Source organism: Undibacterium sp. Rencai35W (assembly GCF_049340185.1).
GTDB lineage: Bacteria > Pseudomonadota > Gammaproteobacteria > Burkholderiales > Burkholderiaceae_D > Undibacterium.
In genome coordinates, this window is record NZ_JBMPPC010000002.1 from 58,469 (window position 1) to 82,566 (window position 24,098).

Genomic DNA, 24,098 nt, shown 5'->3' on the forward strand with positions numbered 1-24,098 from the left:
ATGCCACTCATTTTTTGATAAAAATCGCCAAATACTTTATTGGCGGTCTTCTCATGCCTGCATATTTCATTGCCATCTTAATGGCATGGTCACTAACCACAAACACCTTTGCCGCAGAACCAACGACGATGGTTCTGGCGGGGACGACACAAAAAACACTTGTACTACGTGATATAAATCCCACGATTGACGCCTGGTCCGCAGTCAATATGATGTCCGACCCCAAAGGCACGCTTAATCTAGAACAGGTCATTGCCGATCAGTCACAATTTACCCAGCCTAAAACATCCTCAGATACGCTGGGGCTGCGCAAAGATGTTGTGTGGATCCGCATCCCGCTTGCCGTCTCATCAGCCAGCGACGGCCTTTGGGTCCTGGATATTGACTACGCTGTTTTAAATAAAATCGATGTGTACCTGACTCAGAACAATCAGCAAGTACAACATAGCTTGCTGGGGAACATGCAAGCATATTCCAAACGACCAATCACCAGCCGCTCTCACGCACTAGGGCTAAAACTCAAGCCCAATACTGATTACACCCTTTACCTTCGAGTAAAAACTGTCGGCGCAATGATTGTACCGATCAGTTTAAGCAAGCCTTCGAGTTTCCATTCACGTGCGCTGAATGAGCAAATGCTGCAAGGATTGATGACAGGTCTGGCTTTATGTCTGCTCATGTACAGCCTAGCACAATGGTTCAGCCTGGGAGAGCATCTGTTCCTGAAATATGCCATCCTGCTGACGGGTAGCCTGATGTTTTCCCTGCTGCAGTTTGGTGTCGGCGCTCAATACGTCTGGACTGACAACGTCTGGATGGAGTTACACGCCGGTGGTCTTTCTGCACTGATCGCCGCATGCGGCTCCTTCCTCTTTATCGAGCAAGCACTGGCAGGCCGTGATCGCCATCGCTACTTCGGCGTCATGATGAAAGGCGGTGCCTGCCTGACGATGGTCTTCGCAGCGCTCTATTCGTTCGATATGATAGACATCCATATCGTAACCGCCATCATCAGTACGCTTGGTATGACCCCAGCTCTGATGGGCATGCCGGGCGCTATTGCCAGAGCTCGGCGCGGCGATACGGTAGGTGGCTACTTCCTTAGCGCGTGGGTCGTGTATTTTGTGACTACCGCTATTCTGATTGGTGTTATCAAGGGCAGTATCCCGGCGAATTTCTGGACCTTACATTCATTCCAGTTCGGTGCCACATTTGACATGCTGGTATTCATGCGCGTCCTTGGCCTGCGTACCAAGGCGATGCACACCGAAGCACAAATTGCGACGCGCGAACGGGATACCTTACATTCGATGGCGCACACGGATCCCCTGACCGGATTGCCGAACCGCCGAGGCCTCAATACCACACTAACCAATCTGCTACCGCATGCCTCACCCGAAAATATACTTGCCGTATATATGCTCGATCTTGACGGATTCAAACAGGTGAACGATCGATACGGACATGATATCGGCGATGAATTACTGGTCGCCGTGGCACAACGTCTGCAGGCCAATCTACGCAGTGTCGACCTCGTCTCGCGCTTGGGTGGCGATGAATTTGTTGTGATGTCGATGGGAGTCAATAACGTGCAGCAAGCACATGATCTCGGCAAGAAACTGCTTGATGCCTTCAGCGCGCCATTCAAATTACGGGAGCAAATTTGCAGTGTCGGCCTCACCATCGGTTACGCATTAGCGCCGCAAGACGGACATGATGCAATCAGCCTGCTAAAGCGCGCAGATGCTGCCATGTACTCAGGCAAACAAAGCGGCAAGCATTGCCTGCGCCGCGGGGAAGCGTCCGAAGGTTTAACCTGATAACAACGGGCATGACACCACAGCTCTGCATAACAGAGTTAATACCATCAGAATAAATGGTATTTTCAAAAAAGAATCCGCTTATTCCATGCGGCCTTCAGCCCGAAAAAGCCCTAGAAGGCGCATCAATCAAGGTGCTGATGTTTTTTTAAAACGCTTTACACGTCCCTTTTGATACATCGTCTGAATCGCCTCTTGCTGCGCAATAAACTGCTCAAAGGCCGTCAACAGAATCACATATCTTTGCTCACTCTCATCCGATTTCTCTAGCTGCATCAAGGCGTAACACGTTGCCTCTAAGGTGGACAACTGATCAGGTTTATGCGCTTTGCGAATCCGATATTGCGATTCTCCCGTATCACGTAAAGTCACACGCGGCAGAGTCTGTAGCAAACGATTTTGATAGAGCATCTTGCGACTTTTTCGCCAGGTCCCATCGAGTACGATTAAGCGCAATAACCGAGGCTGCGCCAGTATTACAGGGTCCAGCAAAGGCGCTGTCTCCATTCCTGATGATGCCTCTTGCGGCGTCTCTGGGTACAGCAACACATTATGCCGGTCACCCGCTTGCAAAATTGTAAGAAGCCAGTTCTCATCAAACACCTCACCGATATACAACTGACTCTCCTCCAGACACAGATGCAGCAAACGGGCGCTCCCTTTAGCATGCGGCACCTCCAAGGGATGCTGCAATATAACGACCTCTACCTCGCTGCTGATGGGGGTAACCCATGGGCAAATGCATGCAGATTGCGGGCGCAAGCATCGTTCGCAACCAGGTCGCCTGGTCATCACGGGTGGGTCGGTTGTGTGGTTCTGCATGGTTCAGATTCATCCGTCATAATGTTTTACATTTTCTGCGATCCCGACGCCAGCCGGGCGCGATATTATCCGCTGATTGATTATTTATTTTGCCGTTTATGATGCTGACTCGAATTCGCCCCTTAATTTACCTGATCCTGATACCGCTCTTTGTGAGTTGCGGTGGCGGCTCTGGCGGTGCTGCCACCAGTAATGCAGCCACCAATACCAGCACAAACACAGCGACGGGAACGAACACCGGTACCGTAGTTGTGCCAGACACGCCACCAGCTGCTTTTGAAAAACGTGCTGCATGGCTGGCCGCTCGCTGGGGCAGATCGTCACGATTGCTGCTAGGCCTTGGTTCTATTGATCTGGCGTCAATGCAAAAACAAACGCTTAAACCTGACATCTACGACATGTATCTGACCGGTGTCGGCGCCGGTGCCTGGCCAACCTGGAATAGCCCGTCTGGCGCCTACATTCAAGTCGTTGCAAAAAACGCCGACACCATTGGCGCCGTACCCATGTTCACCCTGTATCAGATGGCGGCTAACGGTGATGGTAATTTGAGCGGACTCAGCAATGCCAGCTTTATGAACCAATACTGGGCAAACGTACGCCTGCTGTTTCAACAAATCAAAACCTACGGCAAACCCACTCTGGTGAATCTGGAACCTGATTTCTGGGGTTACGCGCAGCGCGCTTCGACTAACAATGATCCGTCAACTGTCTTCGCCTATGTGAATACCGATGCTGATTGCAGCACTCTCGCCAACAATGTCAGCGGAGTAGCAAGCTGCCTGCTACAGATTGCGCGTAAATACGCGCCAAATGCGTACGTCGGCTTTCCACCTGCCTTGTTTGGCGATATTCAATCCTCGCATCTGAGCTTCATGCAGCAATTCGGCGCAGGCAAAGCTGATTTTATCGTTATGCAAACGCTAGACAGGGATGCTGGATGCTTTGAAAGCAAGCCACAACCCAGCTATTGCGTACGAGACGGGAGCAACTGGTACTGGGATGAAACAAACCAGACCTCACCCAATTTTTCCGAACATTTTGTGATCGCAAAAAGTTTTTATCAAGGCCTGCAACTACCGATTCTGTGGTGGCAAACCCCATTAGGTGTCGCGGCGACACAACCAGGATCATCGGGTGCATGGCGTGATAATCGTGTTCGTTATTTTCTGACGCATGCGAATGAATTGGTTGCCGCAGGCGGTCTGGGTGTCGTCTTCAGCGCCGGAGAAAGTCATCAGACGACGATCAATACGGATGGAGGTCAATACAAGACTTTATCTGAACGTTATCTGTCTGCGCCAGCGGTATTGCCCTAATCCGGATTTGCATCACGCCTTATTTTATCGGCAAACACAACAACTGATTCCGATGCATTCCAACTCACTCTTTTTGCAATAAATTTTTCAGGGCAGGTTTTAATACCGGATAGCGGAAAACAAAACCCGCTTTGTTCAAGGCCTGCGGTATCACTCGCTGCCCTCCTAACAACAAGACTGCCCTCTCCCCCATCGCCATCTTCAACAAACCAGCAGGTGCGACTATGCATGCAGGCCGGTGCAACACACCTGCTAAAGTTTGTGTGAACTCCTCATTCCGGACTGCGCCAGGAGCCGTCATGTTGACTACACCCGTCAAAGTAGTTTGCTCTAACGCGAACAGGAATGCCGCGACATAATCATCAATGTGTATCCAGCTCATCCACTGCTGACCTTCGCCAAGACGGGTACCCAGGCCGAGTTTAAAAGGCAGCAGCATTTTATGCAGCATGCCGCCAGTTGCATCGAAAACCAGTCCGGTGCGCAATATCACTGTACGAATACCGAGGTCATTTGCCTTAACGGCTTGCTGCTCCCATTGCGCACATAAACGCGCCCCAAAATCCAGTCCGGCGACCCCGTTTTCGTCATTCAGTCGATCGCCAGTATCACCGTACCAGCCAATCGCTGAGCCGCTCAAAAAAACGCCAGGCTTACTAGTCGCAGCCGCCATGCGGGCGACAAGATCACGTGTCAATGCGACCCGGCTATCGAGTAAAATTTGTTGTCGTTTTGCAGTCCAGCGCGCATCAACAATCGGTTCACCGGCGAGATTCACTACGGCATCAAATTGTACTTCCGGAGTCCACTCGCTGAGCGCTGCCATCGCTCGTACACCCGGCCCGCATATAACGCCGACCTTTGCAGGCCGCCGGCTCAAGACAGTGATCTCATGCCCCTTTGCCAGCAGTGCACGACACAAACCTCGCCCGATCAAACCCGTACCACCTGTGATGAGAATCCGCATATTCTTTGCCTGTTAGAATGATTGAAATGATTGAAATGACCGTACTGACTGATGCCAAATCGGTACAGCAAAGTACGATGCAATTGATCGCAATGGATATTCCTCATCTTGCCACAACCGGATTTTCCCGACATGCCTATCGACCTCGCCTTACTGCAAACACATCGTCCGGAATTCCAACATTATTTTGGCGACACATTAGAATTCATTGCATTTCTTGCGATAGCACCCCGTATAAAAATCACGGGACATGCCAGTTTATCTACCGCTGAGCTGGCAGCAAGCCAGCAACATGCCCTACGACTAGCCACAATCAATAGACCGGATGATCCGCATCTGATTATCACTTCTACATTGAGCAATACAAGCTGCTTAGAGGTAGAGGAAATCAATTTCTCCGGAATTTGCAGCCTGCGAGATCAAGCGCAACAACCGGCCATCTTGAGTGCAAGTGCCCTATTGGTATGTGAAGAAACGCAGGAACTCATTCTGCATCGTCGCTCTGAAAGTGTGGTCACTCATCCGAATCACTGGCATGTCATTGGTGGTGCAATGCATCCGCAACTCGACCTTGATCAAGGACAATTGAGTCTCTTCAAAACCATACAAAGAGAAGTGCAGGAAGAAACTGGCTTGATGATCGAGTTCGACAATATTCCGGCTCTGTCACTGGTCAGAGAAAGTAGTAATGGCTTCATACAATGCGCGGCCATCGGCATTGAAATCAGCGCTAAAACACTCGAGGATATCCAGGACAACTGGGAAGGTCGTACAGTGCGCATTCCGTTCACAGACCTGGCTACGTGCCTGCGAGAACCGCTGTGGGTTCCTAGCGGAAAAGCTCATGTACTTACCTGGCTGTCATTACGGGCAATGCAATCACTAGATGATGGGCAATTTCAAGAAAAGAACAGGCGATTCAATGCAGGAGAGTTACTGGCAGAGGTTTTACGTGACTGACGTGTTTTTTTACAGTAGCGCTAACGCCTGAAAAAAACTCAACGCATCTCTTCAAGAATTTTTAAAGTCTCATCAAAATTCCAGACACGGCGAATCTCTATGACATCATATTTCAGGGCGATATTCGGTGGGAATGCGGCATAACGTGCATTGACCCTGACGATACGGCGCACCGCCTCATCCAGATCAGCCCGGCCACTGGAACGGTTGATCACGACATCCTCAACGCTGCCATCACTACGAATAATCACCGTCACCACCGGATCGCCACGCGCTTTGTCTTTTGCCACTTGTGAATAATTCAGATTGCCATTGCGCTCAATTTTTTGACGCCAGCTCTCTACATACATCCGTACCGGAAATTCTTTATCCTCGCTACCCAGGAAACTGCGACGACGTGATTTACTCATATCCTCTGTGGATCGCGGCACAGGTGGATTGCCGCGCAACAAATCGAGACCGCGTGCCTGATCCAGAGCACGGCTAGCCAGATCGCTGCTGAGTAAATTTTTGGGTAAGACGATTCCCTTATCTGCGCTCTTGTCATTACCGGCGCCAGCAAGACTATCACCACTGCGATCACCACTCCGGTCACTAGCATTATTTCCAAGCGGCGCTAAGGTTCTCGGTTCAAATTTCGCTTGTCCTGAGCTTGCCTGAGCTGCCTGGGTCGCTTGTGTTACCTGTGCGGCTTGAGCAATACGTTCTCGTTCTTTTTGCGCTAATGCTTCGGCTAGCTGACGCGCCTGCTCTTCTGCCTTTTGTCGCACGACGAGTTCCTCTGCCTGCTTCTCAAGTTTTTGACGTAGGGCTAATTCTTCTGCCTGCTTTTCCATTTGTTTTTCGATCTGCTTTTGACGGGCTATTGCAATGGCTTGTTGCTGAGCAAGCTCCTCAGCCTGTTTGCGTAGCTGTAAGTCAAGTGCTTGCTTTTGCTTGCTATCTTCGTCCTGACGACGTGCCAGATCCAGACGCATGGCCTCTTGCTGCTGACGCTTTAATTCATCCTGACGTAACTGTTGCGCCAGCTCAGTACGCTTGCTCTGCTCTTCTAGCTGTTGCTTTTGCAAAGCCAACGCAGCAGCCTGCTTGGCGGCCTGCTCCGCCAATTTTTCATTTTGTTTACGTGTTACTTCTTCGGCCAACTGGCGGTTGTCTTCTTCAAGTTTTTTTGTTGCGAATTTTTGTTGCTGTTGCTGTACTTGCGTCTCAGCTAACTGGCGCATTTCCTCTTTGAGTTTTTTTTGCTGGACAATTTCTTGCTGAATCAGCTCCGCCTGTTTTTTCTCATCCGCCAATTTAGCCAGCTTTGCCGCCTCCGCCGCTTGCTGTAAGGCTGGATCAGGAGCCTCGGGCAGATCAGCAAGTTTGACTGGCTCAGATTGCTTCTCCGGTTTTGGTTTCAATTCTAGCTTCGGTGTACTTTTTCTTTCCGGTTCTTCCGGACTTGGCAATGGAACCACGAAGCTATCATCCCTCATCTCATCCTGAGCAATGATGCGTGGCGGATTCTCGGGCAAATCTTCAGTTGTAGACGGTATCGCGTTTGCGCTCGGCACGGGTGGAGTCAGTGGCGCCGGTAGTCTGGCTATTTTTTTGGTAGCTGTTTTATTTTTCACCGTAATCGACTTCGTCGGTACAGGAACAGGCTTAGGAATCGCCGGTGCGACAAGTTGTATTGCCGACACTGGCAGCGGCGTGACCAGCGCTTGCTGTGAGCTTGATGGTAACGGCGGAACAGGCACATCAGTCGCAGGCAAAGATTGCAGTGGTGGTGATGCGGGACTCTGAGCTGCTGGCAAGGCATTCACAATTTGTATACTTAAAGGAGGCGTCGGAGCACGCCGCTTTTCCCAGGGCATTTCTATGCCGGGTAGCCCCAGACCAGGAATACCAAACTGCAAAGACAGTACGAAGGCGTGGATCAATAGCGATACCAGCACGCCTATCAGCAGGCGCTTGGTTACTGGATCAGGCATTGATGATTCGCGTTGTCGTGGTCCGAAATTCATGCAAGGTGATGGTTCTTTTTCGTAATTCAGCGTGCATTATCGCATGGCAATTTTTATGTGCGCTACCCAATCTGTCAATCTGCCGTAAGCCCGCAGAATTACCCTATTTGAGAGGATAAAACCCTGAGCAACAGGCAGGCTAAGATTGTTGTCGTACTCACTATGCTCAATTCAGCATGTTTAGGATGGAATTTCATCAAGACACCCGCAAAACAATATCGTATGCTGATCGCATGAAAAAAATATCCATTATTGACTCCCATACCGGCGGCGAACCTACTCGCCTGATTATCGATGGCGGACCGGACCTCGGTACCGGCTCGTTGGCCGAGCGACTGGTGCGCTTCCGCACAGAATTTGATCACTATCGCTCTGCCACGGTGTGTGAGCCGCGTGGCTCCGATGTTATTGTCGGAGCCTTGGCCTGCGCACCGCACGATAGCTCATGTACGGCGGGTGTGATTTTTTTCAATAATGTTGGCTATCTCGGCATGTGTGGTCACGGCATGATTGGCTTTGTTGCAAGCCTGGCCTATCAACATGAAATCAATATTGGTCAGCATCGTATTGATACTCCCGTAGGGATCGTGCAAGTTGAACTACATGCAGATCATAGCGTGACCGTACATAACGTAGCCGCCCGACGCTACCGCCACGCAGTGACGCTTGAAGTCGATGGAATAGGCGCAGTCACCGGTGATATTGCCTGGGGTGGCAACTGGTTCTTTTTAATCGCCACACATGGACTGAGGTTGGACCGGTCGGATATTGATATCCTCACCGATTATTGCTGGCGAGTCCGGCAAGCAATTGAGGCACAGGGCATTACTGGCGAAAACGATGCTGTCATCGATCATATCGAACTGTTTGCAGAACCGGACTCATCGCAAAACCATAGCAAAAATTTTGTTCTATGTCCCGGCAAAGCCTATGACCGCTCACCTTGTGGCACAGGCACTAGCGCAAAGCTGGCCTGTCTGGCAGCTGATGGCAAATTGGCGGAAGCTGAAATCTGGCGGCAGGAGAGCATCATCGGTAGTGTCTTTGAGGCCTCATATAAACGCGCACCGGATAACTCTCAGGCAAACAGTATTCTGCCTAGCATACGCGGTCGCGCTTATGTGAATGCTGAAGCAAGTTTGCTTCTGGATGAAAACGATCCGTTCATCTGGGGAATTCGCTAAAGAAAAATTCGCTGACATCGTCAAAAAACATTCGCGCCATCTACCGGGTTTAGCCTTGCGGCGGCGGTAGTTTAAGCGCGACTCAATACAACATCGCGGTAGTCGCTCGGTGTCATGCCGACAGTAGATTTGAACATCCTGGAGAACGCACTGTGATCCTGATAACCGCATGCGGCGGAGATATCGGTAATAGTCTTTGTCGGATCAGCCAGCATCGATGACGCTGCATCGAGGCGGATCTTGACTATCATCTGGCGCGGTGTCAGAGCAAATATTTTATAGAAATACCGTTCTATCTGAGCCACGGACAAGCCCGTCAGCTGCGCCAGATCTGCCATCTGGATATTCTGAAAATAATGGCTATGCAAGTGCCTTACCGCAGCGGCTATCTGATGATAGATCGGATGCCGCTGATCCGGCATCGCCAGGTCGCGCGAGATTCCGGTCAAGCCGATGATGACATTATTCACATCGCGCAAAGGTAACTTCTTGGTCAAACACCAGCCTGGGTCCATATTCGGGTACAGATGCAGTTCTAGCTGATCATTCAGCGCTGTGTCGCCATTTAAAACCAGTTGATCTTGCTCATCGTAATTCACTGACAAAGAAGCCGGAAAAATCTCCGCAGCGGTTCTGCCAATTAATGCTGATTTTTCTCTTTCGCCGACCCGATTTACCAAAGTCTGGTTCACCACCACATAACGCCCTGCCATATCTTTTACGAAAAAAACGACATCCGGCATCGCATCAAATAAAGCTTCAGCAAAAAAAACGTCGGCAATTTCATTCGCAATCTGATGTCGCTTGGAATTAACGTCGGCGCTGGAGGTGATGGGCATGGAATCAATGAGCATGGATGGTGGCCGGGAGCATTATTGAAAGAATAATTAATATTATTCATTTTACATGGAACAACAGCAACAAGATAAATATTCAACAATATTTTAAAAACAATGCAACACTTTACATATATTGTTAATATATTTAAAGTATATTAACATATGAAATGAACTCTTACCCTGCTCTAAAATTTCCACTCAATCACTGGCATCATCAACCATCGAGGAAACAGCATGAAAAACAGCAAATGGCACGGCGTCTTCCCAGCAGTCACCACAAAATTTAAAGCCAATGAGGATCTTGATCATGCCGAGATGGAAAAGCATTACGACTTCCAGATTGAAAGCGGCGTACACGGTCTGGTGACTTGCGGCTCTCTGGGAGAAGCCAGCACGCTGTCGTTTGACGAAAAACTAGAGGTTGCTCAGATCGCCTTGCAGGTTGCCAACAAGCGAGTGCCGGTGCTGGTCAACGTCTCTGAAACCCGCACCGCCAATGCGGTTCGCTTTGTCCAGCGCGCGGCAGAGATGGGGGTGCAGGGTTTTATGGTCATGCCATCAGTGCTGTATGCCGCCGATGCGCGTGAGGCCAAAGACAATCTGCGCACCATTGCCAAAGCAGCCCAACTGCCCATCATGGTGTACAACAATCCGGTGACCTACAAAGTCGACCTGACGCCCGAGGATTTTCAGGATCTCGCCGATTGCGAATGGCTGGTGGCGATTAAAGAATCTACTGACAATATCCGACGCATCACGGATCTGCGTAATGCCGTCGGCAATCGCTATCAATTATTCATGGGAGTCGATGATCTCTCATTTGAAGGATTGGCCGTCGGTGCCGACGGTTTGCTGGCAGGTCTGGTCGTAGCATTCCCCAAAGAAACGGTCGCGCTCTATCAATTGATGCAAGCAAAACGCTATGACGAAGCGCTGAAGCTCTATCAGTGGTTTATGCCTCTGCTGCATCTGGATGTGTCGACCAAGCTCGTCCAGAATCTGAAACTGGTCGAAGCACTCGCTGGTGTTGGCAATGAAAATGTCCGCCTGCCACGCCAGCCGCTGGTCGGCGCAGAACGTGAACGGGTAAACGCAATCGTGCGCAAAGCACTAGATACACGCCCTGACGTCTCGGCCTATCTTTAAGCTAAGCTTAAAGCCAACCCAAGCTGGATGCGCGGATCACCACCGCGATCTCCACATCATTTCTAACACTAAAACCGGCACCGGTCTGTATAACCAATCCGTGCCCAAATAAACAAACCAAGCAAGAATTTGATAAAACATCAAAATTACAAAGTAAAATTCGAAAAATTAACGATAAAATCCATACAAAATACAGAATTCGGATACCCGATGTTTGCCACCGCCCCCAAGTCGCCCCCTGCCCCAATGATGCCTCTGAGTCTTCCGGCCCCGAAATTACGCGCGGCCGACATCGCCTACGATGCGATAGAAAGCATGATCGTCACGCTGCAACTCAAGCCAGGTTCACCCATTGTTGAAGCCGATCTGGTTGACCTCACAGGTATGGGACGCACGCCGCTGCGCGAAGCATTGATGCGCATGTCATCGAACGGTCTGATTGAACAATTGCCGCGCCGTGGACTAATCGTCAGCGATATCGAAGCCGCTGAACACATGACCCTGATTGAGACCCGCCGCGTGATCGAACGACTGATCGCCAGTAGTGCCGCCCGCCGTGCGACACCTCAGCATCGTATCGATATGGTCGAATGTGCGAATCACATGATCGTCGCCGCCAAATGTGCGGATCTGAATGCGTATATGGCAGCGGATCAGGCGCTCGACCATGTGGTACACGAAGCTTGCCGCAATCCCTCTGCTGTCGCTGCTGTCGTGCCTTTAGTAATTAAATGCCGTCGCTTCTGGTATGCGTTTCAGCATGAAGGTGATATTGAAGAAGGTGCGCGCTGTCACCTGATGCTTGCCAAAGCGATCGCCAAGGGCAATGAAGAACAAGCGGTCAAAGCCGCAGAATCATTGATGGATTATCTAGAATCATTTGCGCGCAAAGTCATCAACGGCTGAGAGAACTGGTATCGACCATGCTATCCGATGCCGCGACTCCCCACGCTGCGCCATGCATACCAAGGCAATCGTTGACCAATCGCTGACCAATCGTTTACTCAGGTAAGAAGCGGGACAAAAATCATTGCACAATACATTTTTCAGGCAATCATCTGGCATTTGCCCTTGATACGGGCAAGCGTTTGACATTCGGTAACGCGCTGCTTACCAACCATAATTTCAGCCGTATCATTTGAGGATCTGCGCGCCGGTGTTCGGTGCGTGCCGTTAACAATTTCAACAAACCTGATTCAGTGACGCCAGGCATCGTATGTTCAGGGATCGTCGCATAGCCTGCACCGAGCAGACGTAACTCGCGTTCGGCGACGCCTGGCTGAATCAGTTCAGACACATCTTTCAGCGGCACCCACACCACATCGTCAACCAGATAAAAGCGCAGATGATAGCCGTCAAATACATAGTATTTGCCCTGCCATTTATTCAGCGCAGCATACTCGGCCCAATATTTGATTGCAGGAAGGATGGCCAGCAGATCGCGGGCAAATAAATGGCCCCATAAGGGCGATGTGATTAACAGCCCGATCGGAGCATATTTTTCATCAAGAATAGCGCCGATTTTCCACGCCACGTAGGACATGGCAAAACAAAACAGCAAGCGGAAGAAGAAAGAGGTCATCGCCGCTCACCGATTGTTTATTGACGTGGCAGCGGATCCAGCTCGCCCTGTTCGCCTTGCGAGACATCGGTCGTTTTGCCCTGACCAAGCAGCACAGGCGGCACATAGGTTGCCAGCAGATGTTCACGGCTTGCCGGTGTCTCCAGACTGACGCGACCGAGAGCGCCACTGCGATAATCGAGTAGCAAAGTATGCGCGGCTTTTTCCAGATCCCACTCACCGCCTTTAAGTCGATACGCACGTTTTTTTGCCACACCTTCGATCACGCTGACACCATCGATGCCTTCGGTAGAAAAGCCATAACGCGCTGTGAGAAACTTAGAATAATTCAGCAATAAACGCTCTGCCAAAAAGGTCGCAACCTCTTCTTCGATCAAAGCATTCACACCGACCGCATGACTCGCCGCCAGCATCAAGCCATCGGTAGGATGCGCAATCTTTGGCCACAACATACCGGGAGTATCTACCAGAATCATATTCTTACCGAGGTACAGACGTTGCTGTACCTTGGTCACAGCAGGCTCATCACCCACATTGGCCACACGTTTTTTCAGCAAGGCATTCATCAGCGTCGATTTACCGACGTTAGGAATCCCCATGATCATCATACGCAAAGGCTTGGTCGGCACGCCACGGTGCGGTGCCAGCGCCAGCGCCAGACCGGGGACTTTGGCAACATCCGACGGCTTTTTACAACTCAGTGCAACCGCGTGTACGCCTTTTTGCGCATTATAAAAATCCAGCCATGCCTTGGTCGCATGCGGATCGGCAAGATCGCTTTTATTTAAAATTTTCAGACAGGGACGCTGACGAAAATTGCGCAACTGCTCAACCATAGGATTGCAGCTCGCTTGCGGGATACGTGCATCGAGCACTTCTATCACCAGATCGGTACTTTCCATGGTCTCTGCGGCTTTTTTGCGCGCAGCGTTCATGTGACCGGGGAACCATTGTATGGACATGCTTATTCTTCTTTTTGGTAAAACAAAGCGATATTGTACGGAAGTCTGTCGCCAAAGAGCCGGAAGTTTCTGGATTAAGCCGATAAAAGTTCAGTTTTAGGGGAGTATTAGCTAATTTAATGCCAATTCCGCATATTTTATGCGGCGATAAAAAAATACTCTACCCCAGTATATTTTAGTATGTCTATCTGATAAAACCTTGCAATTTGGACTTTAGCGACATCCGATTCGAGATTCTATGTCCTGCCTCAATCAGAACTGTCCATGACAGACCAGACGAGCAGAGGCGAATCCAAGATCTGATGCTGATCAGTGCCAATCAGTAACGACAAATACTGACCAGCAAAGATTGTGTGTCAGCCTGCCACCAATCCATGGTGGCAAGTTAAGAACACACTAATCTCGCCTAGTAAAAGGCAGGACCCCTTGTTACCCGGGAATATCAGGCTCAACCAGCGCCGCCAGTTGCACTAGCGATTCCTGCCAACCGAGATAACACATTTCGAGCGGAATGACATCCGGAATACCCGCCTGAGTTACGCTGAGCTCCGTCCCGCACAACACAGGTCTGAGCGTCACGGTCACCTCGATCACTCCGGGCAAAGCAGGATCGTCGAATTTATCGGTATAGCGAATCCGCTCATTCGGCACCAGCTCCAGATACTCGCCGCCAAACGAGTGACTATTCCCGCTAGAAAAGTGATGAAACGACATACGGAACGTACCTCCGACCTGGGCATCCATGTGATGCACCGTGCAGGTGAAGCCATACGGAGGAATCCACTTTGCCATGGCACCGCTCTCAAGAAAAGCGCGATACACTTTTTCAGGTTTAGTACGCAATACCCGATGCAGTTGGATGGTACGGTCAGACATAGTAGGTCTCCTTCGCTATATGTGAAATAACCAGATCAATCTTACTTTCGAACACCGCCAGGCACACTGAAATCAATCCCCTCCGCCGCGGCAATCCCGTTTACGCGACCAGGATAGCTCAGCCAGGTCATTGCGATATTGAGTTCGCTGATGATGCTTGAAGCCTCAAGCTTTGTGCCATGATCGAGATCCATACTTTTGGTCGCATGGGCATCCTTGACGAGAGTCAGGTCGTATCCACGCTCCAGTGCACCATAGGCCGTGGCGCGAATACACCAGTTGCTTGATGCCCCGGCGAGTACGATATGCGTTACGCCTAGTCTGGCAAGCTCCTCGTCTAACGCGGTTTGCTCAAACGAGGAATTGAAATGCTTGTGGATGAGCAATTCATTCTTTAGCGCCACTAACTCTGGCACCCATTGCCATTCCGGACTGTCATAGAGTAGATCCGCGTCGGCATGCTGAACCCAAATTACCGGAATCTCCTGCAGGCGAGCCCGCTCCACCGTACGTGCAATGTTTTTGATAATTCTCGACGCATCCCACGCGCCGTTCATTACACCAACCTGGACATCAACGACCAGTAAAACGCATTTATTACCGTCTCTTAGTGTTGCCATTACAAATACCTCCGGCTAAATATTAAAAGTTCATACAATCATAAAACATGGATATGTGTTTGCGTCATTCATATTTAATCATCTCAGCAACTGTCGAAACGTCGTTACGAAGGCGTTACAATGGCTGCACCAAATCGCATCAGCAAATTAAAGTCGTCCGAGAATTAGCATTTGGTCGCACAGAAGCAGGGGAGCGCATCGCACCAACTACATTAAGCGCCCACAAAAATAGCGGAATTGTGCAAATCGGTTTGCGATAATCTAGCCCACTAAATAGTTATTCGTGGATATTTCAACGTCACAAGATCGAACTCAAATCACTCAAAATCACTCAACCAGATCAGGAAAATATATGATCAGCCGCCGCCAATTTATCATCCAGATTAGTCTGGCAAGTAGTGCATTAGCCGGTCCTCAGCTTAGCGCAGAAAATACCATGCTCAGTGAGAGCGATCCAACGGCAATGGGCTTGGGCTACAAGTCTGATGCGAGCAAGGTCGATAGCAAGAAATTTCCTGATTATGTCGCAGGACAAGAATGCGCGAATTGCGCTCTTTATCAGGGCAAATCTAGCGATGCCAGCGGCGCATGCTCTATCTTCCCTGATAAGCTGGTCACTGCAAAAGGCTGGTGTAGCGCCTGGAATAATTTGGCATGATGCACGGATACGCCGTCGATCAATTTACATAGCGTCAACTAACAAAATACCTGCAACCGCTTAATCAGCAAGTTCAATTTTCAATCAAATCATGAGCATCGACATCCCAAAAGAAATCCGCAACAGAGCAATCTCCTCCATTGAACGTTACTTTCAGGAAAACATGGACGAGAAGATCGGCAACCTCGCTGCAGGCGCTTTACTGAGCTATTTTCTGGAAGAAATTGGTCCGGTTATTTACAACCAGGCCGTAACCGATGCGCAGCAGCGGCTAGCCGCGCGGGTGCAGGAATTAGATTTTGAGGTGCACGAAGAAGAATTTCAATACTGGCAAAAATTCGATCGCAAGCGCAAGTAAGGGAATCATTCTTGTCGGCAGATACGCCTACTTTTTACCTTCATCTGCCTCAAATTTTTTGATACTGTCGACAAGCTGATTCACCAGTGGATTTGGCACAGCAATCGATAGTTGATAGTGTTCGATCTCAAATCCGTTGTCCGTTTTATGTACGACACCGGATGCCTGACAGATGCCCATTTGCGTGGCTAACTGCTCGTCGAACCAGAACCAGGTTTTGTCAGACGACATGGCAATATGGCGATTGATTGCTTTGAACGCCCAGGCGCTGGGTCGTTCGAAATGGACTTTGCCCCAGGCTTTAAATTCATCGCGAGTCCAGCGTTCGGTTTTATCGGTACCTATGTACACACCGTTTTTTGCGATCTTGTCGAAATAGGCCAGACGGGAATGCGCGGCGTCGTCATGCCATTCGTCGAGAAAAGCATGCAGCGCCTTTATCTCGGCGGGTTGCTCTGCTTGCGACAGGGCAGGTTCTGCCACAGGCGCTGCACCGGCAATTGAGGCCATTGCAAACAAACTCGCTACAATAAAAAATATACGGAAATAATGCGAACATCGTTGGTTCATCGCGGCACTTTCGGTCGGCTTTCTGCCGACAAGGTCTGCTGACTCGTATCAGCAGACAATAAAGGGAGTATATGCATTTTTAATGCTTTATACGCTTGTAATACGTAGAGTTTAAAATATACACTAACCAGTATAGCAATTGATCAATGTTCATAAATGGTGAGTTATACGCTGTTGCATAATCAATCTGAAATGCGACCTGAGATGCGATTTATCAGTAATTCAGATGAAGATGAACGGGTCTATTTTGCTTGATCCTTCAGCACAAAGGAAATTGACATGAAAGGTCGTATCCCTGCCCGCTTCGCGCCGATATTATTTGGTGGCATGCTGTCCATCATTATGGTGTCAATTATTTCTGCGGTAGTGCTGGTGGTCAATCAGGGCATAACACCCGATTTCGCTATACGCTGGCTCAAAAGCTTTTTGAGCACGTGGCCGATTGCTTTCCCTACCGTACTGGTGATTGCACCACTCGTGCGTAAGTGCGTGGTATATCTGACGACGGATAGTTAGCCGCAGTTTTTGCGGGTGAAACATTGTAAGCGTACTCAGAAGACCAGGCTGTACGGCGTAGCGCTCAACTATCTCTAGCGCGTATGTAATTGTGCGATTCTTTGCTCTACATAGGCTTGCAATTCGGGACTGAGGCTGTTACTTGACTTTGCCCGCTGGAACGCGTCAGCCGCTTCGCCGGAACGCCCGTCGGCCTGTAATGAAATCCCCAACCCCATCCACCATACCCCACTCTGTGGATTTTTCTTCAGCGCACTTAAGTAGAGCTCTGCGGCTTCTTTATGACGTCCCTCACGCTGCTGTAATGCGGCCAGAAACGCGAAGTAATCTGCGCGTTCTGCGGCATAACTGACACTACGCTGCAAAGTCTCAATCGCGGACGGGACACTCACTTTTTCAACTTGTAGCCGAGCCAGTATCATCGCCAAATTGACTTGACTCTTGTCGAGCGCCAAGCCACTTTGCAGCCAGCGCATTGCCTCTTCATGACGTTTGCTGTCGATCAGTATGCTGATCAGGGTTTGTCTTGCTGCAGCATGTTGAGGATCAAATTTCAGTACCTGCTCAAGGCTGGCAATCGCATCGGCATTACGGCCTTGTTGCAGAAGGACTCTGGCTTGCCGATACTCGTTATCTGCTTGTTGTTGCGGCGTGATTTCTTTGACAGTTTTCACTATAGTGGCGACGGTGTTTGCAGTAGATACCGCGGAAGGCGTTGTTGATGTGATTGATACTGTCGCTGGTGTGTTCGACGACGCTGCCGAAGCAAGATTCGTATTGCCAGTTAAGGTACGTCCGTCCGCCTTACCCGACGTACTGCTTGGCGCTAATCTGGTCGCTTGCTGTTGCTGGCGCTGATTGTTGCGGTCGTCCTCTTGAGAACGGGCATTTTTTTCTGCAATCGCCCAACGCCCCATGGCATCAAGGTCCGAACTCATTTTCAGATGTAGTAATTGTGAGGATAAGGGAGGCAAAGTATCGGTACTGAGCTGCTTTTCTACGGGACTTAAAGGAGCGGTATCTGCTCCCGCTGATGCCGTAGTAGTAACTGCTGCAACTACCGTCTTAGCAAGCGATGCAGAGGCTGGCGTAGCAGTAGAAACTACAGGCACATCAGCAGATTTTTTTTGCGCTGACGTTGCTGATGCTGTGATGCCACTAACAGGTCTTACAGGTCGCCAGCTCATCCAGACGGCCACACCGGCAACGATGACGATAACACTAGCGATCAGTATTTTCATTAACAGGCCGTTACTGCCACTACGGTCAAACGACGTGTCAGGAATCGCCCGGACCATTGCAGGACCAGTTTCAACCGGATTAATCGCAACACCGCGTTTGTCCAGATCCTGCAACATTTGATTGATCAGACTCATTTGAAATAGATCCAGACCGAAATAAAAGCCAGCACCACAAGTCCTAGCGAGAAACGAGAAAGCCAATTACGGATACTGAATAAACTAACGCTGCCCAGAGTGTCATTAGCGGCCAGCAATACCTGGCGCAGACCAACCTGTTGCTTGCCCGCGCCAAAGCTGAGCATCAGTGCCTTGTTCGCAAGTATATTCAGCAAGCGCGGAATGCCACGGCTGCACAAAAACAGCGTGCTCAGCGCGACAGGGGTAAACAGATTACTCCGCTGGCAGCCCGCGACCGCCAGACGATGAGCAATATAGGTCTGGATTTCTTGTCTGTTCAAGGGGCGTAGATGGTATTGGAAAGTGATGCGTTGTGCTAATTGGCGAATATCATTACGGGCGAGCTTGATGTCTAACTCGGGCTGTCCGAACAGGACAATCTGTAGCAGTTTTCTTTTTTCTGTCTCCAGATTACTCAGCAGACGCAGGGCTTCCATGGTCTCCAGAGGCAGCGCCTGCGCTTCATCAATGCATAACAAAACACGCTTACCTTGTCTGGCAAGATCCAGCAGACGATGGTTGATCGATTTGAGTAACTGATGCGGATCCTGATTTACGGGTGCCTCAAGCTCATCCGCTACAGCTCGCATCAGGCTAGCCGGATCCAACAAAGGATTAGGGATATAGGCAGTGAAAAAATCCGGTCCCAGAGTCGCCATGAATTTACGGCACAGCATTGTTTTACCGGTACCGACCTCACCAGTAATTTTGATAAAGCCTTCACCATTTTTTGCGGCAATCAGCAGGGTATTTAGAGCAGCCTGAAAAGTTGCAAATAAAAAGAAGTAACTCGTATCCGGCGTGATACTGAACGGGACTTCACGCAAACCAAAGTGAGACTTGTACATACCTAATTTTTTTCTATCTTCCCGCGCGGTGCCAGATTCTGAATACGGTTTTGACTTTCCAGAATGTCCTGCTCCCATGCGCCGTCGCCCTGCACGATAGTCGGTTTGATCAATATCACGAGCTCACGCTTTTGTACCACCTGATTCGTATTACGGAACAAGGCACCGACTAGTGGCACATCACCAGCTCCCGGGATCTGCGAGCGATCATTCGTCGTTGCCTGGCGCATTAGTCCGCCGATCGCAACGATACGGCCATCCTGTCCGCGCACGACACTGTCAGTCTCTGATACGGCACTTGATGCCAGTGGCAATGTCAGCGTACCGGAGGTTCCGAGATTCAAAGTTTTTTCTACCGTCGTAACATTGCTGACAGACGGGTGTACATGCAAGGTGATATTGCCGTTCTCATCAATCTGAGGTGTCACGTCCAGAGCCACACCGGAAAAGAATGGTTGTACCTCGACACTTGATGTCGGCGCTGAAGAACCTGTCGTTGAACTTGTCCCGGGTGTAGAGGTCACCTTGGTAACGAAGAACTCGTCTTTACCGACTTTAAGCACGGCCTTTTGATTATTCAGTGTGGCAATCCGTGGACTAGATAAGACATGAACATTACCTTGCGACTCTAAAAAGGACAGCAGTGCAGCAAAATTACTGGTTTGAAAAGCCAATCCGAATAAGGACCCTGCAGCGGTGCTGACAGCACCCAGTGCAGTGCCACTGGTTGCCGTCAAACCCGTATCTGTCGCCGTCACCGTCGTCGTACTGAGGTTAGTACCGGGCGATACGAAGCCCAGCGAAGCACGACTGTTTGGCGCTGCGTTCAACGAAGCGAAGGACGCCCAGTTAATACCAGACTGAAAGCGGTCATTCAATTCGACTTCAAGTATCTTCGCCTCCAGAATCACCTGGCGATCAACCGACAGTTGGGTCGCCTTCAGATAGGCACTGACATTACGCATCTCGTCGGACATTGCACGGATCACGACAACACCGGATTGAGGACTGATGACGACCTGACGACCTTCTTTGCCGGCACCAACGATAGTGTCTAAAGACAGCTTTAACTCAGACCAAAAATCGCTATTGGAAGTCGTTGTGATTTTGCTCGAATTAATCGATTGTGAATTGTTTCCCTGATTGTTTTGACCCCCACTATTCGACGAGCTACCGCTACTTTGTACTGAATCGGAGACTGAGCCAGAAATGACACGAATATCAGATGTACCTTTACGACTTGAGGCCAGATAACTGATCTGAAAAATTCTAGTCTGCAAGGTCAGTGGTTTGATATAAATACGCGTCCCCTCAACCTTGTATTCATAACCGTATAACTCTCTGATCGCATCCAATGTTTCCATCAGACTGACGTCTTTCAGGTTCGCCGAAATCGTACCGGTAACATCAGGATGAACCAGCATGTTATAGCGCGTTCCGGACACAATTCCCATAAAAAACTGATTTGCCGGGACATTAATAAAGTTCAGATTAAAGCGCTCTTCTGCCGATTTGCTGGCTAATGGCAAATCTACTTTAAGCTCGGGCAATAATGATAACGACACGGCTTCAGGCGCGGCTGGCTTCACTGGCACAATCGCTGCCTTGCGCATTTCCTCCTTGATCAGGTCATACGTCTCTTGCTTCGATGCAGGCGTAGTGCATCCCGCTAATACGAGCAAGACCGCGGGGAATGCCGCTAGCAAAGGTGACAATAAGTTTTTTCTCATGCTGATATGCCTTTAAAGTCGTGCAATATTATTTTTTTGCATTAGCGGGAGGAGTATTTGATGCACGAGTAGGTTTTTTTTCAAAATCCGGAAATAATTTCAATGTCTGTAGTTCTTTGCCGTTGCGCAGAACAACCTCTGCCTCATTAATTTTGATCACTGTCTGCTCATTGAATTTATCATTCAGCCCAAGGGTTTTTCCACTAATGATCGCCAGCCTGCGACTGGGTGAAATCAATACTGATTGCAATACCGGGCCAGCAGCTATTTCATTACTACCCATCGTCGCTGGCAGCAACAAGGTATCCGGTGGCCGGGTAGGATCCGGGATACTTTGTGCCGCGACTAGTGCAGACTGACTCAACAACGACAACGCCATAAACAAGCTCACAATAGGCAGGATCAAAGTCTGACGGGAGCAATATCCGGGGTTCCTACTGAGGCAAGTCATAAATTGAGCCATTTCTTTTCCAGACTCAAGGTGAATAAAGTCAGTGTCAGGCTTGCGGTAGGATAGGTGTCTACCCGAATCCTTGCCTTGCTCCAGTACACCTGTTCAGGCATTTGCTCAAGCTCACGCATGTACGTCAACATATCGAGATAATTACCGGATACCACGATCTCAAATCCATGCTTATAAATGACACCATTTTCGGCAATCAGACCGTCAGCGGCAACGCTGGCTGGCGCACCTGCCGGATTAATTACTGGATTAATGACCGGCACCGCTCTGGCATTGATATCGACTTCCTCTGCGACACTGGATACTGGCAAAGTTTTCAGTGATACGAGCTGCAATTTCTGATTACGCTTTAAGATATTTTCTAGTAAAGTCCCCATCTTTTCAGGAGGAATCAGATCTTTTTGCACGTGCTGCATACGCTTTTCGAGCTCTGCTAACTGCTGCTGAGCTGAGAGCAATCTTTGCTTGTTCTCCGCATCTGGATCAACTTGCTTGATCGTGATTTTCTGCGCGATCTCTGCTTGTATTGCGCTGATTTGCGCTTGCTCTTGCTTGATTTTTTCTGATAGCGTTTTCTGTTTTAAGAATTGCGGTTCAATAAAAAAAGTATTTGCTCCAAGCATGATCGCCATCACTAAAACGGCAAACGTAATGCATCGTTCACGCAAACTCAGTTTGTCGATCTTAGCGGCAAAGTTAGTCCATTGCTGACGTAATTGTTGGTTCATTTTAGTTTGACTCCGACACCATCTGCTGCATCGATACTGCCAGAGGATCTTAGCGAGAACTCGATAAACGGAACCTGCGTTTTTGATTTTAATAAAGCGGTAGTACTGGCATCTGGCTTATCCGCGTCAACGGATGGCATCTGCATCTGTAAAGAAGAAAAGCTTTTTCCTTGCAAGCTATTTTCTTGCTTTAGCCGGTTGACATAGACAGGCAGCAGCTCAGGTTTAAGCGCTCTTCCCTGCAATCCAATATCGCTACCGGCACCGTCAATACTTAGTCCCGTGAGCCAGACGCCATTAGGAATCTGCCTTGCAAATGCCTGTAAATAAGCTGAGTAACCTTTGGTGTTACCAAAATCACTTTTCTGCAATAAATTCAAAATTTTTTGCTTGCTAGCTAATTCAGTTTCTGTTTTCAGAATTGAATTTTCGATTTGCCTGTTTTTTTGTGGCTCGATAGCATTGGCTCTTACTTTTCCCACTTTCGCTTCTGCGTCGCGCAATTGTATATTGACGATATCTGCCGTTTTGACAAAACTAGCCGTTTGTAGCGAGGTGTAGATGGTGATGGCGAACACACCTAACATCAGCAAACCCGCTGTCTGCAACATGGTGGCAGCTGAAAAATACGTATTTTTCTTGAGAAAAATCGGATTAAAGAGATTAATCTGCTGGCTCATAACACAGTCTCTTCGTGACGTAGCGCAGCACCGATTGTCATAAAAAACGCTTGCTGACTATCCTGGTGCGCCAGCACAGGCACCTTCGATATATCCAACACATCTGCAAAATTCAAAACCTCTACCGCCATATAAATATTGGCAGCAAGATAGGCCTGTAAATCTTTAGATATCTCATCGCCTAATGGTGCCAATACCAATTTAGCCGTGGTGATAAAAGTATGCTGCCGGTCAAAATTATCGAGTGAGCGTTGCAGCTCAAGCGCGATCCGTTCATAAATAGCATTTTTGCTATCGGCATCTTTAGTCTGCAGCTGCGGGAGACTGATATCAATTCGACGAGACAGATATAACTCACCTGCATAGCTGACTGTCAACAGACCACCGTTTCCATCAAATGATAATAAGGCCAGCCCTCTACCCTCCGGCTCTAGCAATACGGATACATTGCGCTGTGCGAGGTCAGTGATGTCGATGACATCCAATGGAATACCGGCATTCTCAAAAGCAGCCTGACGCTCGGAAATAATTTGATTACGAGCAGCTACCGCATACATGGAGTGTGCTCGCCCCTGAATAGCTTTATCTGCGGGAATATCAAGAACGTCAATGGTGGCATCGTCAATGTGATAATCCAGCATATCTTTCAACCGCCAACGCATCGCATTTTTTAGTTCATCTGGCGGCACATTCGGCGACTCAACCGAGAGCAACTGAAATTCACCTTGCGATAGCATCAGGCTGTATCGATAATTTTGTGCATTCAATTGTTTTTTGAGGAGCTTCAGCGTTTCTATCATGTTTGCTGCATTAGGAAATGAGGTAAGCATCTCTAGTACCGGCTTCCCATTTGCAGGCCGGGTGACGTGTGCAATTCGCGCACAATCACGCTCCAGACTGATTGCCATCCATCCTGCATATTTCTTGTTTTTTGCAAAAAATCTCATGCACAGAATCCAAAGAATTGTTTCACTTGACGTTAAGTTAATATCGAACCAGTGTCAATCAATGATACGCAAA

The 24,098-nt window shown here is 49.2% G+C and carries 25 protein-coding genes; 9 read left to right on the forward strand and 16 right to left on the reverse strand.

The annotated features are described in order from the left end of the window. The first annotated feature begins 53 nt into the window (after positions 1-53). The gene (locus ACO0K3_RS04225; protein ID WP_422982205.1) at positions 54-1,820 is read left to right on the forward strand and encodes a diguanylate cyclase domain-containing protein; all 1,767 of its coding nucleotides are present in this window, start codon (positions 54-56) and stop codon (positions 1,818-1,820) included. A 129-nt stretch (positions 1,821-1,949) separates the two neighbouring features. Here ACO0K3_RS04225 and ACO0K3_RS04230 read toward each other — a convergent pair whose 3' ends face one another. Further along, complete coding sequence (locus tag ACO0K3_RS04230; protein WP_422982207.1) at positions 1,950-2,642, reverse strand: tRNA-uridine aminocarboxypropyltransferase; 693 nt, start codon at positions 2,640-2,642, stop codon at positions 1,950-1,952. Positions 2,643-2,740: 98 nt separating this feature from the next. On the opposite strand from ACO0K3_RS04230, the gene ACO0K3_RS04235 reads away from it, so the two are divergent. Further along, positions 2,741-3,961, forward strand: coding sequence for a hypothetical protein (locus tag ACO0K3_RS04235; protein ID WP_422982209.1), 1,221 nt, complete (start codon positions 2,741-2,743; stop codon positions 3,959-3,961). Between the two features lie 64 nt (positions 3,962-4,025). Here the strand turns inward: ACO0K3_RS04235 and ACO0K3_RS04240 are convergent, their stop codons facing one another. Further along, positions 4,026-4,928: a TIGR01777 family oxidoreductase gene (locus ACO0K3_RS04240; RefSeq protein ID WP_422982211.1), complete on the reverse strand. Its 903-nt coding sequence runs from the start codon at positions 4,926-4,928 to the stop codon at positions 4,026-4,028. A gap of 132 nt (positions 4,929-5,060) precedes the next feature. On the opposite strand from ACO0K3_RS04240, the gene ACO0K3_RS04245 reads away from it, so the two are divergent. Beyond that, positions 5,061-5,888 carry an NUDIX domain-containing protein gene (locus ACO0K3_RS04245; protein ID WP_422982213.1) on the forward strand — a complete coding sequence of 276 codons (828 nt, stop codon included), beginning with the start codon at positions 5,061-5,063 and terminating at the stop codon, positions 5,886-5,888. 38 nt (positions 5,889-5,926) lie between these two features. On the opposite strand, the gene ACO0K3_RS04250 is transcribed toward ACO0K3_RS04245, so the two are convergent. Further along, complete coding sequence (locus ACO0K3_RS04250) at positions 5,927-7,867, reverse strand: TonB family protein (protein ID WP_422982215.1); 1,941 nt, start codon at positions 7,865-7,867, stop codon at positions 5,927-5,929. Between the two features lie 266 nt (positions 7,868-8,133). On the opposite strand from ACO0K3_RS04250, the gene ACO0K3_RS04255 reads away from it, so the two are divergent. Continuing rightward, positions 8,134-9,084 (forward strand): proline racemase family protein, encoded by a 951-nt coding sequence (locus tag ACO0K3_RS04255; RefSeq protein ID WP_422982217.1) that lies wholly within the window; start codon positions 8,134-8,136, stop codon positions 9,082-9,084. A 71-nt stretch (positions 9,085-9,155) separates the two neighbouring features. Here ACO0K3_RS04255 and ACO0K3_RS04260 read toward each other — a convergent pair whose 3' ends face one another. Next, the gene (locus tag ACO0K3_RS04260; protein ID WP_422982219.1) at positions 9,156-9,938 is read right to left on the reverse strand and encodes a helix-turn-helix domain-containing protein; all 783 of its coding nucleotides are present in this window, start codon (positions 9,936-9,938) and stop codon (positions 9,156-9,158) included. Between the two features lie 219 nt (positions 9,939-10,157). Between ACO0K3_RS04260 and ACO0K3_RS04265 the strand changes: the two genes are divergently transcribed. Both ACO0K3_RS04265 and ACO0K3_RS04270 read left to right on the forward strand, forming a co-directional pair. Continuing rightward, positions 10,158-11,069, forward strand: coding sequence for a dihydrodipicolinate synthase family protein (locus ACO0K3_RS04265; RefSeq protein WP_422982221.1), 912 nt, complete (start codon positions 10,158-10,160; stop codon positions 11,067-11,069). Positions 11,070-11,279: 210 nt separating this feature from the next. Further along, positions 11,280-11,975, forward strand: a complete 696-nt coding sequence (locus tag ACO0K3_RS04270) for a GntR family transcriptional regulator (RefSeq protein WP_422982223.1) — start codon at positions 11,280-11,282, stop codon at positions 11,973-11,975. 148 nt (positions 11,976-12,123) lie between these two features. Here ACO0K3_RS04270 and ACO0K3_RS04275 read toward each other — a convergent pair whose 3' ends face one another. The 4 genes from ACO0K3_RS04275 to ACO0K3_RS04290 form a co-directional block, all read right to left on the reverse strand. Then, a complete protein-coding gene (locus ACO0K3_RS04275) occupies positions 12,124-12,651 on the reverse strand; it encodes a hypothetical protein (protein ID WP_422982225.1) in 528 nt (175 codons plus the stop codon). A 17-nt stretch (positions 12,652-12,668) separates the two neighbouring features. Further along, the gene (gene ylqF, locus ACO0K3_RS04280; protein ID WP_422959635.1) at positions 12,669-13,613 is read right to left on the reverse strand and encodes a ribosome biogenesis GTPase YlqF; all 945 of its coding nucleotides are present in this window, start codon (positions 13,611-13,613) and stop codon (positions 12,669-12,671) included. 429 nt (positions 13,614-14,042) lie between these two features. Further along, on the reverse strand, positions 14,043-14,489 hold the full coding sequence (locus ACO0K3_RS04285; RefSeq protein ID WP_422982227.1) for an SRPBCC family protein: 447 nt from the start codon (positions 14,487-14,489) through the stop codon (positions 14,043-14,045). A 41-nt stretch (positions 14,490-14,530) separates the two neighbouring features. After that, a complete protein-coding gene (locus ACO0K3_RS04290; RefSeq protein WP_422982229.1) occupies positions 14,531-15,109 on the reverse strand; it encodes a cysteine hydrolase family protein in 579 nt (192 codons plus the stop codon). 352 nt (positions 15,110-15,461) lie between these two features. Here ACO0K3_RS04290 and ACO0K3_RS04295 point away from each other — a divergent pair, with 352 nt between their 5' ends. Together ACO0K3_RS04295 and ACO0K3_RS04300 are read left to right on the forward strand one after the other, a co-directional pair. Beyond that, positions 15,462-15,767 carry a high-potential iron-sulfur protein gene (locus tag ACO0K3_RS04295; protein ID WP_422982230.1) on the forward strand — a complete coding sequence of 102 codons (306 nt, stop codon included), beginning with the start codon at positions 15,462-15,464 and terminating at the stop codon, positions 15,765-15,767. 91 nt (positions 15,768-15,858) lie between these two features. Beyond that, on the forward strand, positions 15,859-16,125 hold the full coding sequence (locus tag ACO0K3_RS04300) for a DUF2164 domain-containing protein (RefSeq protein ID WP_422982232.1): 267 nt from the start codon (positions 15,859-15,861) through the stop codon (positions 16,123-16,125). A 27-nt stretch (positions 16,126-16,152) separates the two neighbouring features. Here the strand turns inward: ACO0K3_RS04300 and ACO0K3_RS04305 are convergent, their stop codons facing one another. Further along, complete coding sequence (locus tag ACO0K3_RS04305) at positions 16,153-16,695, reverse strand: nuclear transport factor 2 family protein (RefSeq protein WP_422982234.1); 543 nt, start codon at positions 16,693-16,695, stop codon at positions 16,153-16,155. Between the two features lie 279 nt (positions 16,696-16,974). Between ACO0K3_RS04305 and ACO0K3_RS04310 the strand changes: the two genes are divergently transcribed. Then, a complete protein-coding gene (locus ACO0K3_RS04310; protein WP_422982236.1) occupies positions 16,975-17,211 on the forward strand; it encodes a DUF2798 domain-containing protein in 237 nt (78 codons plus the stop codon). Positions 17,212-17,285: 74 nt separating this feature from the next. Here ACO0K3_RS04310 and ACO0K3_RS04315 read toward each other — a convergent pair whose 3' ends face one another. From ACO0K3_RS04315 to pilM, 7 genes are read right to left on the reverse strand one after another with little or no spacing between them, the layout of a single operon-like run. Further along, the gene (locus ACO0K3_RS04315) at positions 17,286-18,587 is read right to left on the reverse strand and encodes a tetratricopeptide repeat protein (protein WP_422982238.1); all 1,302 of its coding nucleotides are present in this window, start codon (positions 18,585-18,587) and stop codon (positions 17,286-17,288) included. Beyond that, complete coding sequence (locus ACO0K3_RS04320) at positions 18,584-19,477, reverse strand: ExeA family protein (RefSeq protein WP_422982240.1); 894 nt, start codon at positions 19,475-19,477, stop codon at positions 18,584-18,586. Before ACO0K3_RS04320 ends, ACO0K3_RS04315 begins: the two co-directional genes overlap by 4 nt. A gap of 2 nt (positions 19,478-19,479) precedes the next feature. Continuing rightward, entirely contained in the window at positions 19,480-21,207 is a 1,728-nt protein-coding gene (gene mshL, locus ACO0K3_RS04325) for a pilus (MSHA type) biogenesis protein MshL (RefSeq protein ID WP_422982242.1), read from the reverse strand. A 28-nt stretch (positions 21,208-21,235) separates the two neighbouring features. Further along, the gene (locus ACO0K3_RS04330) at positions 21,236-21,658 is read right to left on the reverse strand and encodes an MSHA biogenesis protein MshK (protein WP_422982244.1); all 423 of its coding nucleotides are present in this window, start codon (positions 21,656-21,658) and stop codon (positions 21,236-21,238) included. After that, complete coding sequence (locus ACO0K3_RS04335) at positions 21,655-22,398, reverse strand: MSHA biogenesis protein MshJ (protein ID WP_422982246.1); 744 nt, start codon at positions 22,396-22,398, stop codon at positions 21,655-21,657. The genes ACO0K3_RS04330 and ACO0K3_RS04335 overlap by 4 nt, the downstream gene beginning before the upstream one ends. Continuing rightward, on the reverse strand, positions 22,395-23,078 hold the full coding sequence (locus tag ACO0K3_RS04340) for a PilN domain-containing protein (RefSeq protein WP_422982248.1): 684 nt from the start codon (positions 23,076-23,078) through the stop codon (positions 22,395-22,397). The genes ACO0K3_RS04335 and ACO0K3_RS04340 overlap by 4 nt, the downstream gene beginning before the upstream one ends. Further along, complete coding sequence (pilM, locus tag ACO0K3_RS04345) at positions 23,075-24,025, reverse strand: type IV pilus biogenesis protein PilM (RefSeq protein WP_422982250.1); 951 nt, start codon at positions 24,023-24,025, stop codon at positions 23,075-23,077. The genes ACO0K3_RS04340 and pilM overlap by 4 nt, the downstream gene beginning before the upstream one ends. Between the last annotated feature and the right edge of the window lie 73 nt (positions 24,026-24,098).

Bases quoted from the DNA above. Each gene is read 5' to 3' on its own strand.
- ACO0K3_RS04310 (WP_422982236.1), top strand. From the start codon at position 16,975: ATGAAAGGTCGTATCCCTGCCCGCTTCGCGCCGATATTATTTGGTGGC.
- ACO0K3_RS04305 (WP_422982234.1), bottom strand. From the start codon at position 16,695: ATGAACCAACGATGTTCGCATTATTTCCGTATATTTTTTATTGTAGCG.
- ACO0K3_RS04270 (WP_422982223.1), top strand. From the start codon at position 11,280: ATGTTTGCCACCGCCCCCAAGTCGCCCCCTGCCCCAATGATGCCTCTG.
- ACO0K3_RS04285 (WP_422982227.1), bottom strand. From the start codon at position 14,489: ATGTCTGACCGTACCATCCAACTGCATCGGGTATTGCGTACTAAACCT.
- ACO0K3_RS04245 (WP_422982213.1), top strand. From the start codon at position 5,061: ATGCCTATCGACCTCGCCTTACTGCAAACACATCGTCCGGAATTCCAA.
- ACO0K3_RS04300 (WP_422982232.1), top strand. From the start codon at position 15,859: ATGAGCATCGACATCCCAAAAGAAATCCGCAACAGAGCAATCTCCTCC.
- ACO0K3_RS04260 (WP_422982219.1), bottom strand. From the start codon at position 9,938: ATGCTCATTGATTCCATGCCCATCACCTCCAGCGCCGACGTTAATTCC.
- ACO0K3_RS04295 (WP_422982230.1), top strand. From the start codon at position 15,462: ATGATCAGCCGCCGCCAATTTATCATCCAGATTAGTCTGGCAAGTAGT.
- ACO0K3_RS04320 (WP_422982240.1), bottom strand. From the start codon at position 19,477: ATGTACAAGTCTCACTTTGGTTTGCGTGAAGTCCCGTTCAGTATCACG.
- ACO0K3_RS04250 (WP_422982215.1), bottom strand. From the start codon at position 7,867: ATGCCTGATCCAGTAACCAAGCGCCTGCTGATAGGCGTGCTGGTATCG.
- ylqF (WP_422959635.1), bottom strand. From the start codon at position 13,613: ATGTCCATACAATGGTTCCCCGGTCACATGAACGCTGCGCGCAAAAAA.
- ACO0K3_RS04255 (WP_422982217.1), top strand. From the start codon at position 8,134: ATGAAAAAAATATCCATTATTGACTCCCATACCGGCGGCGAACCTACT.
- pilM (WP_422982250.1), bottom strand. From the start codon at position 24,025: ATGAGATTTTTTGCAAAAAACAAGAAATATGCAGGATGGATGGCAATC.
- mshL (WP_422982242.1), bottom strand. From the start codon at position 21,207: ATGAGAAAAAACTTATTGTCACCTTTGCTAGCGGCATTCCCCGCGGTC.
- ACO0K3_RS04340 (WP_422982248.1), bottom strand. From the start codon at position 23,078: ATGAGCCAGCAGATTAATCTCTTTAATCCGATTTTTCTCAAGAAAAAT.
- ACO0K3_RS04275 (WP_422982225.1), bottom strand. From the start codon at position 12,651: ATGACCTCTTTCTTCTTCCGCTTGCTGTTTTGTTTTGCCATGTCCTAC.
- ACO0K3_RS04315 (WP_422982238.1), bottom strand. From the start codon at position 18,587: ATGAGTCTGATCAATCAAATGTTGCAGGATCTGGACAAACGCGGTGTT.
- ACO0K3_RS04330 (WP_422982244.1), bottom strand. From the start codon at position 21,658: ATGACTTGCCTCAGTAGGAACCCCGGATATTGCTCCCGTCAGACTTTG.
- ACO0K3_RS04240 (WP_422982211.1), bottom strand. From the start codon at position 4,928: ATGCGGATTCTCATCACAGGTGGTACGGGTTTGATCGGGCGAGGTTTG.
- ACO0K3_RS04290 (WP_422982229.1), bottom strand. From the start codon at position 15,109: ATGGCAACACTAAGAGACGGTAATAAATGCGTTTTACTGGTCGTTGAT.
- ACO0K3_RS04225 (WP_422982205.1), top strand. From the start codon at position 54: ATGCCTGCATATTTCATTGCCATCTTAATGGCATGGTCACTAACCACA.
- ACO0K3_RS04335 (WP_422982246.1), bottom strand. From the start codon at position 22,398: ATGAACCAACAATTACGTCAGCAATGGACTAACTTTGCCGCTAAGATC.
- ACO0K3_RS04235 (WP_422982209.1), top strand. From the start codon at position 2,741: ATGATGCTGACTCGAATTCGCCCCTTAATTTACCTGATCCTGATACCG.
- ACO0K3_RS04230 (WP_422982207.1), bottom strand. From the start codon at position 2,642: ATGCAGAACCACACAACCGACCCACCCGTGATGACCAGGCGACCTGGT.
- ACO0K3_RS04265 (WP_422982221.1), top strand. From the start codon at position 10,158: ATGAAAAACAGCAAATGGCACGGCGTCTTCCCAGCAGTCACCACAAAA.